Consider the following 10,789-nt stretch of genomic DNA (forward strand, 5'->3'; position numbering starts at 1 on the left):
GCTCGCCCGGGGCGGGGTGGGCCCCGGCGCGGCCCGCCCCGGCGGGCGCCCCCCCCCCCCCCCGCGCGCCCCCCCCCCCCACGGCCCTACCGGTTGTCCGCCGCCGGATCAGGCGGCCCGCTCCTCCCCGCCCGTCGCCCGCCGCAGGCTCAGCGGGCGCAGGTCCGTCCAGTTCTCGTCGACGTAGGTCATGCACTCCTCCCTGCTCCCGGTCGGGCCGACGGGGTGCCAGCCCTCGGGCACCTGGAGGTCGGCCGGCCAGAGCGAGTGCTGTCCTTCGTCGTTGACGAGGACGCGGAAGAGCTCGGTGTCGGATGCTTCGTTCGCGGACATGGTCACCTTTCCGGGGGCGGGGCCGCACAAGGGCGGGTCAGGCGGGTTCGACGAGCAGGTGCAGGCTCTTCGGGCCGCTCATCGTCGGGTCCGGGTGCCACAGCATCGGCCGGTCCGGGTCGAGCCGGAAGGAACGGAAGCGGCGCAGCAGGACGCGCAGCGCGACCCGTGCCTCCAGCCGGGCCAGCGGGGCTCCGAAGCAGAAGTGGATGCCCTTGCTGAACGCGATGTGGGGGTTCGGGTTCCGGTCGATCAGGAACTCGTCGGGGCGGTCGAACTGCCGCTCGTCGTGGTTGGCCGAGAGGACCGCGCACACCACGATCTGGCCGGCCTCGATGGTGGTGCCGCGCAGCTCGACCTGCTTCTTCGTGACGCGCGGGACGATGCCCACGGGGCTGCGGAAGCGCAGCACCTCCTCCAGCGCGGCGGGGACGGCCCCGGGGTCGGCGCGGAGCGTCCGCTCCGCCTCCGGGTGCTCCAGGAGGCAGAGGAAGGTGTTCCCCAGCCAGAGGGTCACCGTCACGTGGCCGGCGAGCAGGAGCACGGTCGCGAATCCGGCGATCTCCCGGTCGGTCAGCCGCGCGCCGTCCACCTCGGCCGCCACCAGGTCGGCGAGCAGGCCGGGGCTGGGGTGCTTCCTGCGCTGGACGACCAGGTCGAGCAGGTAGTCGTGGAACGCCTTCGCCGCGCCGACGGACGACTCGCTCTTGGTGTCGAACGCGCCGTTGGCGTACAGCTGGTCGGCCCACTGCTTGAACAGCGGCCGGTCCTCGGCGGGGACCCCGAGCATCTCCGTGATCACGGTCAACGGCAGGGCGTAGGCGATGTCCTCGACGAGTTCGAGCTCGGTCTTGTCCGGAACCCGGTCCAGCAGCTCCTCGGCGATCCGCTCCACCCGCTCTTCGAGCTGGGCGACCGCGCGGGGCGTGAACGCCTGGCTGACGAGCCGGCGCAGCTGCTGGTGCCGGGGCGGGTCGAGGGTCCCGATGTGCCCCTCCATGAGCCCGGTGGCCTCGGGGAAGACGGCGCTGAAGTCCGACGAGAACGTGTCGTGGTCCGAGAGGACGGCGACGGCGTCGTCGTAGCGGAAGACCTGGTAGGCGCCGCTCGCGGGGTCGCGCACCACCGGGCTGGTGTCGCGCATGGTGCGGCAGAGGTCGAGCATCTCAAGACCGGGACGCGGGTCGGACGGGCCGTCCGGCGTGGTCGGCATGGGGGTCTCTCCTTGGGTCGGTGGGGTCCGGGGCCCGGTCAGGACGACGGGTCGGCGACGATCTCGTAGTAGGCGAACCGGAAGGCGGTGTTGGGCGCGGAGAAGACCCGCCGGCAGGTCAGGCCGGCCGCCTCGATGACCTTCAGCCAGCCGTCGCGCGGCCGCGGGAAGCCCTGCTCGGTCAGGACGTGGATCAGGTAGAAGTTGGCGTCCTCGGTGTCCACGAGCAGTTCCGGCTCGCACAGCAGCAGCGTGCGGTTCGGGGCGGCGCGCAGCAGGTCGGCGTAGCGGCCGAGCATCTCGACCACGGCGGCCTCGCCGTCCCGGAAGTGCTCGTGCAGCGCTCCGACCGCCACGTAGAAGTCGGCTCCCTCGACGACCTCGGCCGGCCAGTCCTGCGGCCGGAAGGCGTCGGCGACCAGGAAGGAGAGCCGGTCCGCGACACCCTGCTCCGCGGCCCGGCGCCCCGCGTAGTCGATCGCGTCCTGGGCGATGTCCAGTCCGAAGCCCCGCAGTCCGGGGTTCTCGCGCACCAGGTCGAGCACCAGACCGCCGGTGCCGCAGCCGAGGTCGAGCACGCCGCGTGCGCCGCGCTCGCGGACCAGGTCGCGCACCAGGTTGCCGCCGAAGCTGTTGAACAGGGTCTCGCAGCGCAGGCCGAGCGCCTCGGTGTCGCGGGTGACGTCGGTGCCGTAGGCCTTGCTGCCGTCCAGCAGGGCGCCGATCTCGTGCAGGACCGGCCCGTAGGCGTCGACGTAGTAGCCGAGCAGCGACTCCGCGACCTCACCGAGGAGCTGGGCGCCGCGCCGGGTGGTGCGCCAGGTGTCGCCCTGGGACTCCACGATGCCGCGCAGCTCCAGGAAGCGCAGGACCTTGCCGATCCGGTCGGCCAGTTCGGGCTTGGGGGCCAGTTCGGCGAGCGGCGTCCAGTCGCCCGAGAGGCGGTCGGCGACACCGGAGTTGGACAGGCCGACGATCGCGGTGGTCAGGACGTACGAGGACGCCAGCTCGCCGGCGCCGGCCTCGGCCACGGACTTCCAGGTCTGCTGGACCTCGTCGTCCAGGACCTCCACGGACTTGTTCTCAGCGGTCATGTTCGTGTTCCTCCTGTGAGTCCGGTCGGGTTCTCTTGCTGGTTCGGTTGTCGGTGCTCGGTTCGGTCGTAGGTACTCGGTTCGGTTGTTCGCGCTCGTTCGGTTCCGGTGAGCGGTTTCGGTCGTTCCCGCTCGGCCCGGTTCCGGTGGGCGGGGTCAGCCCTGCCGGGCGGTGGTGCCGGTCGGGAGGAAACGGCGCATCCGTTCCAGTGCTTCGACCGTGCGCTCCCGGTCGCGCACGAAGGTGGTGCGCACCCAGCTCAGGCCGTCGGCGCGGTCGGTGAAGAAGCTCGTGCCGGGGGCGAGCAGGACCCCGGCGGACTCCACCAGTTCGGCGACCAGCTTGTCGCTGCGGGCCGCCAGCCGTGCGGTGCCCGCCAGCACGAACCAGCCGCCCTCCGGTGTGCGCACGTCGAAGCCCAGGGCCTCCAGGTGCGTCACGAGGTGGTCCCGGCGCTCCTGGAACAGCGCCCGGTCGTCCGTGAAGTCGGCGGCGCCGAGGGCGGACACGCCTTCCTGCAGCGGCCGGGCGGCGCCCACCGTGGTGCGCTCGTGCACCCGTCGCAGCCCTGCGGTGAGCTCCGGGGAGGCGACGCAGTAGCCCATCCGCCAGCCGGACATCTGCAGCGACTTCGACAGGCTGCCGACGGTGATCACGTGGTTCGCGGCCCCCGGCATGCCGAGTGGCGAGACGTGCCGGCGGCCGTCGTAGACGTAGCGCTCGTAGACCTCGTCGGTGATGAGGACCAGGTCGTGCTCGACGCACAGGTCGAGCAGTCCCGAGACCTCGGCCTCGTCGAAGGCCCGCCCCGTCGGGTTGTGCGGGGTGTTGAGCAGCACGGCGCGGGTGCGCCCCGTGATCGCGGCCCGGACCGCGTCCAGGTCGAGGCGCCAGTCGGGGCCGGCGAGCGGCACCGGGCGGGGCACCGCCGCGGCCAGCCGGATCACGCCCGGGTAGTTCTCGTAGAACGGCTCGGGCAGGATCACCTCGTCCCCCGGGTCGGTGACGGTGAGGACGGCGTCCAGCACGCCCTCGGTCGCGCCGCAGGTGACCGTGACCTCGTCGACGGGGTCGACCACGACGCCCCTGGTCCGAAGGAGTTCGGCGGCGATCAGCTGCCGCAGCGGGAGGAGGCCCTCCGGCGGCGCGTACTGGTTCCGGCCGGTGGCGAGGGCGGCGGTCGCCGCCGCGATCGCCGCCGCGGGCGGGTCGCCCGGCGGGATGCCGAGGGCGATGTCGATCGCGCCGACGTCGTGGGCCAGCCGCATCAGACCGGCCAGTTCCATCGCGCCGATTCCCGCCACCCGGCGGGAGAGCCGGCTGGTGGTGGGCTTCATGAGGTCACCTCCCGGGTGTCCGGTGACGGCCGGGGCCGCCGTGGGCCGCGTGGTTCAGTGGAGTGCGGCACGGATCGCCTCCCCCGTCGCCTTCGTCCCGAGCCGGCCGCCGAGGTCGACGGTGCAGCGCAGGTCCGCGACGGCGGTCCTGACGGCCGTGCGGACGGCGGCGGCCTCCGCCGGGTGGCCGAGGCGCTCCAGGAGCAGCGCGGCGGAGAGGATCGCCCCGATCGGGTTGGCGGTGTCCGTGCCGGCGATGTCCGGCGCGCTGCCGTGCACCGGTTCGTACAGGCCGAATCCGGTGTCCGGGTTGAGGTTGACCGAGGCCGCGGTACCGAGGCCGCCGGCCAGTTCGGCGGCGAGGTCGGAGAGGATGTCGCCGTAGGAGTTGTTGGTGACGATGACGTCGAACGCGGTCGGGTCCGCGACCAGCCGCATGGCGGCGACGTCCACGTAGAGGTGCGTGGTGGCCAGGTCGGGGCGGGCCGCGGCGGCGTCGCGCCAGCACTGCTGCCAGAGCCGGCCGCCGTTGGGCACCGCGTTGGACTTGTCGACCATGCAGACCGCGCGGGTCGCCGAGGCCAGCGCGAAGTCGATCACCCGGGCGACGCCGAGGTGGGTGCTGACCTCGGTGTCGATGGCGACCTCGGCCGCCGAGCCCGGCCGCAGCGCGCCGCCGATGTCGGTGTAGAGGCCCTCGGTGTTCTCCCGGACGATCACGCAGTCGATGGCGCGCCGGTCGGGGTCGCGCAGCGGGCTGAGGCGGTCGTGCAGCAGGGTCGCCGGACGGTAGTTGGCGTACAGGTCGAGTTCGAAGCGCAGGCGCAGCAGGACGTCCCTGGCGTACCGGGTGCCCGCGGCGCGCGCGTCGCCGATCGCGCCGAGCAGGGTGCCGGAGCTGCGGCGGATCCGGGCGAGGTCGTCGTCGGACAGCGCGGTCCCGGTGGTGAGGAAGGTGTCGGCGTTGACGTGGTCGAGCACGTCGAAGGTGAGGTCCAGGCCGAGGCCGTCGAGGAGGGCGAGGGCCTGCTCGGTCACCTCGGGGCCGATGCCGTCCCCGGGGACGACGGTGATGAGGGGCATGGTGCTCAGTTCACCCCGCCCGTCGGCGCGAAGGCGGGCAGCCAGTCGGGCCGGCCCTGTTCGTAGGCGATGATGTCCTCCAGCCTCTCCAGCGTCACCGAGATGTCGTCCAGGCCGTCGAGGAGCAGCCGGCGCGCCCTGCCGTCGATCTCGAAGGGGCGGCTGCCCCCGGGCCAGCGCACGACGCACCCGGCGAGGTCGACGGTGATCCCGTAGGTCGCGTCCTGCTCGGCCGCCGCCATCAGGTGCGCCACGTCCGCCTCGGGCAGCTGGGCCACCAGCAGGCCGTTCTTCAGGGCGTTGCGGCGGAAGATGTCGCCGAAGCTGGGGGCGATCACCGCGGCGACGCCCCAGTCCCGCAGGGCCCACACGGCGTGCTCGCGGGAGCTTCCCGTGCCGAAGTTCGCCCCGGCGACCAGCACGGTGCTCGCGGCCCGCGCCGGGTCGTTGAAGACGAAGTCCGGCTGCTCCCGCCAGCGGGCGAACAGGGCGTCCTCGTACCCCGTCTTGCTCAGCCGGCGGCAGTACTCGCTGGGAATGATCTGGTCGGTGTCCACGTCGGTGCGCCGCAGTGGCAGCACCGTGCCGGTGTGGCTGGTCAGCGGTTCCATCCCGGTACCTCCTCGCTCTGTTCGGTCACCCGCGGTCCAGGTCGGACGGCGCGGCGAGACGGCCGGCGACCGCGGTCGCCGCCGCGACGGCCGGTGAGACGAGGTGCGTACGGGCGGTGCGTCCCTGCCGTCCCTCGTAGTTGCGGTTGGACGTCGAGGCGCAGCGCTGACGGCCGGGGAGCCGGTCGGAGTTCATGCCGAGGCACATCGAACAGCCGGAGAACCGCCATTCGGCGCCGGCGGCCAGGAAGACCTCGTGCAGCCCCTCCCGCTCGGCCTGCTCGCGCACCTGCATGGAGCCGGGCACGACCAGCATCCGGACGTCCGGCGAGACCTTCCGGCCGCGGAGCACCTCCGCCGCCGAACGCAGGTCCTCCACCCGGCCGTTGGTGCAGGAGCCGAGGAAGACGGTGTCGACCTCGATGTCGCGCATCGCGGTGCCCGGGGCCAGGCCCATGTAGTCCAGGGCGCGGCGGGCGGCGGCCCGCTCGGCGGGGTCGGTGCAGTCGTCCGGGTCCGGCACGCTGCCCGCGAGGGGCACCGCCTGCCCCGGGTTGGTCCCCCAGGTCACCACCGGGGTCAGGTCGGCGACGTCGACGGTGACGGTGCGGTCGAACACCGCTCCGGGGTCGGTGCGCAGCGTCTCCCAGTGGGCGAGCGCCCGCTCCCACGCCCGGCCGGCCGGGCGCCGCGGACGGTCGGCGAGGTAGGCGACGGTGGTCTCGTCCGGTGCGACGAGGCCGGCTCGGGCACCGGCCTCGATGGAGAGGTTGCACATGGTCATCCGGCCCTCCATCGAGAGCCTGCGGACCGCCTCGCCACGGTACTCCAGGACGTGGCCGTGCGCGCCGTTGGCGCCGATGCGGGCGATCAGGGTGAGCATGAGGTCCTTGGCGGTCACGCCCGGCGCGGGTACGCCGGTGAACTCGACCGCCATGGTCCGCGGGCGTTGCAGGGCCAGGGTCTGGGTGGCCAGCACGTGCTCGACGTCACTGGTGCCGATGCCGAAGGCGAGGGCGCCGAACGCGCCGTGCGTGGAGGTGTGGCTGTCGCCGCACACCACGGTCATCCCCGGCTGCACCGCGCCCAGTTCGGGGCCGACGACATGGACGATGCCCTGGCGTCCGTCGCCGTGGCGGAACAGTTCGATGCCGTGCGCGGCGCAGTTGCGGCGCAGCGTGGTGACCTGTTCCACGCTGACCGGGTCGGTGATGACCAGGCTGTCGGTGGGGACGTTGTGGTCCTCGACGGCCAGGGTCAGCTCGGGCCGGTGCACGGGGCGCCGGGCGAGCCGCAGCCCGTCGAAGGCCTGGGCCGAGGTCGCCTCGTGGACCAGGTGCAGGTCGATGTAGAGCAGGTCGGGTCCGTCCGTGGCGTCGCCCACGCGGTGGGCGTCCCAGACCTTCTCGACCAGGGTCCTCGGTCCCGTCGTCGGGTCCGTCATCCGCGGTTCTCCTCCCCCGTCGGTGTGCCGGCGGACGCGTGGTCGCCGCCCGGCCTGTCGTCGCCGGGCGGGCCGAACTCGGCCGCCAGCCTGTCCCGCACCACGTCGAGCTCGTCGCACCGGCCGTCGGGGCGTTCGGTCACGTACTCGGTGTAGAGGCGTTCCACCAGGGCGTCGTCGGGCTCCATGCCGAGCTGCTGGAGCACGTGGCGGAAGACGGCCCGGCCGGAGTGCCGGCCGACCAGCAGCGAGCGCTGCCGGGCGAACCGGTAGGGGTTGATGAACTCGTACGTCGCCGGGTTCTTGAGGATGCCGTCCTGGTGGATGCCGGCCTCGGTGGCGAAGGCGTTGTCGCCGAAGATCGCCTTGTTGCGGGGCGCCGGCATGGAGATCACCGCGGCCAGCTCCTGGAAGGCGCCGTAGAGCCGGTCGAGGCGGATGCCGGTGGTGGCGCCGAACTGCTCACCCTTGTAGGCCAGCGTCGCCGCGATCTCCTCCAGCGGGGTGTTGCCCGCGCGCTCGCCGATCCCGGCCAGGGTGGCCTGGACCTCGTTCGCGCCCGCCTGGACGCCCGCCAGGGCGTTGGCCAGCGACAGCCCGAGGTCGTCGTGGCAGTGGGTGGCGAGGGTGATGTCGTCCGGGAGCCAGGAACGGACCATCGCGCACAGATCGCCGTACTCCTGCGGGGTCGCGCAGCCGGTCGTGTCGGCGAGGATCACGGTGCTGACGCCGGCGGCCAGGGCCTCCGTGACGAGGGCCTCGATCAGGTCCTTCTCACCGCGGCTGGCGTCCTCGACGCCGAAGGAGACGTCCTGCGCCCCGAGGGAGTGGGCGTACCGGATGGCGTCCCCGGTCTCCCGCACCGCCTCCCGGCGGCTGATGCCCCGCTTGTACCTCAGGTGCAGGTCGCTGCCCGTGCCGCAGATCTGCACCTGGTGGTTCGGGCGTGCTCCCCCCGCCTCCATGGACAGCCGGACGTCCTCCCGGGAGGCCCGGTTGAACGTGGCGAATCGTGTGGTGGGGGCCAGCGACTCGGCGACGAGCCGGGTGGCCGCGAAGTCCTCCGGCGAGGAGCCGGGGAAACCCGCCTCGATGGTGTCCGCGCCGTAGGCCTCGGCCCTGAGCGCGAGCACTTTCTTCTGCTCCGTGGTCATCGCGTTCCCCGGCGCCTGCTCACCGTCTCGTAAGGTGGCGTCGAAGATGGATATTCTGCGCTGCGGAGGGCTTTCCTGACGTGCCATTGGTCCCTCTCCGTCTCCCGTTCAGCCAAACCTGGATCGATGCGCGGGGGAATTCGCCGCGATTGTCGTGCCCGGCGCACTCCCCCGTGCTCGGCGTATTCGCCGCACTCCTCGTACTCGGCTCGCCCGTCGTACCCGGTGCACTCGGCTCGCCCGCCGTCATCGGCACACCGGTGTGCCGAATGTTCGACGCCGCACCCGCCGGACGTTCAGGGCTTCCGGTGCGCCACGATCAGGACACAGCCGAGTTCGCCGGTCATCTGGCCGACCATGCTCTCCGCCTCCTCCGACTGTGCCGGAGTGAAATTGAAGAGCTCGGCCAGCTCGTCCTTGTTCGCCACGGTGATGTCGTTCATCATCGTGAACGAGGGGCTCACGTTCTCCGAGATGTCGGAGATCTCGTCGGCCACCAGCCCGGCCGCTTCGAGCAGCGCCGGGTAGTCCGCCAGGCGCGGCAGCGCGCCGGGGGCGCCGGCCCGCGCGGCGGCCTCCTGCGCGGTGATGTCCTCCCGGTCGAACAGGTCGGTCAGCACCACGCGCCCGCCCGGCGCGACGACCCGGCCCATCTCGGCGAGCGCCCGGCGGCGGTCCATGTGGACGATCGACTCGAAGGCGAGCGCGGCGTCGAACGAGGCGTCCTCGAAGGGCATGTCCGTGCCGTCCGCCTGCTGGAAGCGCACCCGGTCGGCGAGGCCTTCGGCGGCCGCCCGCTCGGTGGCGATCCCGATCTGGTAGGAGCTGATGGTGATGCCGAGCACGGTGGCACCGGTCGCGCCGGCCAGCCGGACGGCGGGCTTGCCGAGGCCGCAGCCCACGTCCAGCACCCGGTCGCCGGCGCCGACCCCGAGCTTGGGGATCAGCAGGTCGGTGAACCGGTCGGTCGCCTCCTCGACGGTGGCGCGGTCGTCCGGCCCGAGCCAGTAGGCGAAGTGGAAGTTGTCGTCCCACTCCCGGCGCAGCATGGGGCCGACCAGTTCGTAGTAGTCGAGTTGCGGCAGGCTGGTGCCGGGCACCTTCTCGTCCGACTGCATGTCCTCTTCCTTCCGGTTCTGCCCGTCAGGGCCTGTGGTGTTTCGGTGATTTCCCGTCAAGGTGTGCGGAGTGCGCCGGTGACGGCCCGTGCGGGCGAGTGGCGGAGGTCGGCGCAGAGCGATTCGGCGATTTCCCCGGAGCGCACGGCCGTCATGGAAAGAAGGCTCGACGAGATGCCGTGCGTGTGCTCGGTCGCACCCTGCAGATAGATGCCGCAGGTGAGTTTCTCGGAGGTGACGACCCGATAGTTGCGGTCCACTCGGAGCATACCTTCATCGTCAAGCTCGATGAAGTCCGCCAGCTCTCCGAGCAGCGGCAGCGGGTCGGCCGGACGGTAACCCGTGGCGAAGATGACGATATCCGAATTCACCGTCTCCACATCGCCGTTCGGCAGGAATTCGATCTGTACCTCCACACCGTCCACACCGGCCGCGGCGGGGGCGACCGCGCGGACCCGGGAGACGTTGGCGATCCGCAGCCGGTGGATGCCGGCCACCTTCTCCTGGTACTGCCGGCGGTAGATCTCCTTGATGAGGTCGAGATCGACCACCGAGTAGTTGGCGTTGCCGTGGTACCGCATCAGGGACTCCCGCACCGCGGGCGACGCCAGGTAGTAGTCGTCCACGGCCGCCGGGTCGAAGATCCGGTTGGCGAACGGGCTGTCGTCGGCGACGCTGTAGCCGTAGCGCGAGAACACCGCGTGCACCCGGGCGTCGGGGAACGTGCCCAGCAGGTGGTTGGTGATCTCCGCCGCGCTCTGCCCGGCCCCCACCACGGTGAAGGTGCGCTCCGGGGCCGGGGGCAACTCGGCGAGCCGGTGCAGGAAGTCGGAGCTGTGCCAGACCCGGTCGGACGGCTCGACACCGTCCGGCAGGGCCGGTTGCAGGCCGGTGGCCAGTACGAGGTTGCGGGCCAGTCGGGTGCGCGTCCGGCCGGGCTCGGCGACGTCCCTGATCACCAGCTCGACGCAGTCGACGGCGCGGTCGCCCGGGACGGGGCGCACCGCGATCACCTCGCTGCCGTAGCTGACCGCCTCGGGGACCCGGGCCGCGGCCCAGGCGAGGTAGTCGTGGAACTCGGCCCGGGAGGGCACGAGGATCTGGTGGTTGATGAAGTCGACCAGCCGGCCGTGCTCCTGGAGGTAGCACAGGAAGCTGAACGAGCTTCGCGGATCGCGCAGCGTGACGAGGTCCTTCAGGAACGAGATCTGCATCGTCGCGTCGTCGATGAGCATCCCGCGGTGCCAGCCGAACGAGGTACTGCGTTCGAAGAAGGCCGCGTTCGGCGCCTCCCGCCCCCGTTCGCGCAGCGCGATGGCCAGGGCCAGGTTGGACGGGCCGAAGCCGATCCCGGCCACGTCGAGGGTCCGGGACGTCTCCTGCGATGCCATGTGTTCTCCT

10 protein-coding genes are annotated in these 10,789 nt (G+C 72.1%); all 10 read right to left on the bottom strand.

What is annotated here, in order from left to right:
* Window positions 1–108: 108 nt before the first annotated feature.
* The 10 genes from ACFVYI_RS35740 to ACFVYI_RS35785 all read right to left on the bottom strand — a co-directional run bounded on the left by ACFVYI_RS35740 (window position 109) and on the right by ACFVYI_RS35785 (window position 10,779).
* Window positions 109–333, bottom strand: a complete 225-nt coding sequence (locus tag ACFVYI_RS35740) for an MbtH family protein (RefSeq protein WP_387893351.1) — start codon at window positions 331–333, stop codon at window positions 109–111.
* Between the two features lie 37 nt (window positions 334–370).
* Window positions 371–1,546, bottom strand: a complete 1,176-nt coding sequence (locus tag ACFVYI_RS35745) for a cytochrome P450 (RefSeq protein WP_387893353.1) — start codon at window positions 1,544–1,546, stop codon at window positions 371–373.
* 38 nt (window positions 1,547–1,584) lie between these two features.
* Complete coding sequence (locus ACFVYI_RS35750) at window positions 1,585–2,640, bottom strand: SAM-dependent methyltransferase (RefSeq protein WP_387893355.1); 1,056 nt, start codon at window positions 2,638–2,640, stop codon at window positions 1,585–1,587.
* Between the two features lie 156 nt (window positions 2,641–2,796).
* Complete coding sequence (locus tag ACFVYI_RS35755; RefSeq protein WP_387893357.1) at window positions 2,797–3,978, bottom strand: pyridoxal phosphate-dependent aminotransferase; 1,182 nt, start codon at window positions 3,976–3,978, stop codon at window positions 2,797–2,799.
* Window positions 3,979–4,032: 54 nt separating this feature from the next.
* A complete protein-coding gene (locus ACFVYI_RS35760) occupies window positions 4,033–5,061 on the bottom strand; it encodes an isocitrate/isopropylmalate dehydrogenase family protein (RefSeq protein ID WP_387893359.1) in 1,029 nt (342 codons plus the stop codon).
* Window positions 5,062–5,066: 5 nt separating this feature from the next.
* A complete protein-coding gene (gene leuD / locus ACFVYI_RS35765) occupies window positions 5,067–5,672 on the bottom strand; it encodes a 3-isopropylmalate dehydratase small subunit (RefSeq protein ID WP_387893360.1) in 606 nt (201 codons plus the stop codon).
* A 25-nt stretch (window positions 5,673–5,697) separates the two neighbouring features.
* Window positions 5,698–7,116, bottom strand: coding sequence for a 3-isopropylmalate dehydratase large subunit (leuC, locus tag ACFVYI_RS35770; protein ID WP_387893362.1), 1,419 nt, complete (start codon window positions 7,114–7,116; stop codon window positions 5,698–5,700).
* Complete coding sequence (locus ACFVYI_RS35775) at window positions 7,113–8,357, bottom strand: LeuA family protein (RefSeq protein WP_387893363.1); 1,245 nt, start codon at window positions 8,355–8,357, stop codon at window positions 7,113–7,115. The genes leuC and ACFVYI_RS35775 overlap by 4 nt, the downstream gene beginning before the upstream one ends.
* Window positions 8,358–8,566: 209 nt before the next feature.
* Window positions 8,567–9,388 carry an SAM-dependent methyltransferase gene (locus ACFVYI_RS35780; RefSeq protein ID WP_387893365.1) on the bottom strand — a complete coding sequence of 274 codons (822 nt, stop codon included), beginning with the start codon at window positions 9,386–9,388 and terminating at the stop codon, window positions 8,567–8,569.
* A gap of 56 nt (window positions 9,389–9,444) precedes the next feature.
* Complete coding sequence (locus ACFVYI_RS35785) at window positions 9,445–10,779, bottom strand: lysine N(6)-hydroxylase/L-ornithine N(5)-oxygenase family protein (protein ID WP_387893366.1); 1,335 nt, start codon at window positions 10,777–10,779, stop codon at window positions 9,445–9,447.
* Window positions 10,780–10,789: the final 10 nt, after the last annotated feature.

Source organism: Kitasatospora sp. NPDC058218 (genome assembly GCF_042882445.1).
Lineage (GTDB): Bacteria > Actinomycetota > Actinomycetes > Streptomycetales > Streptomycetaceae > Kitasatospora.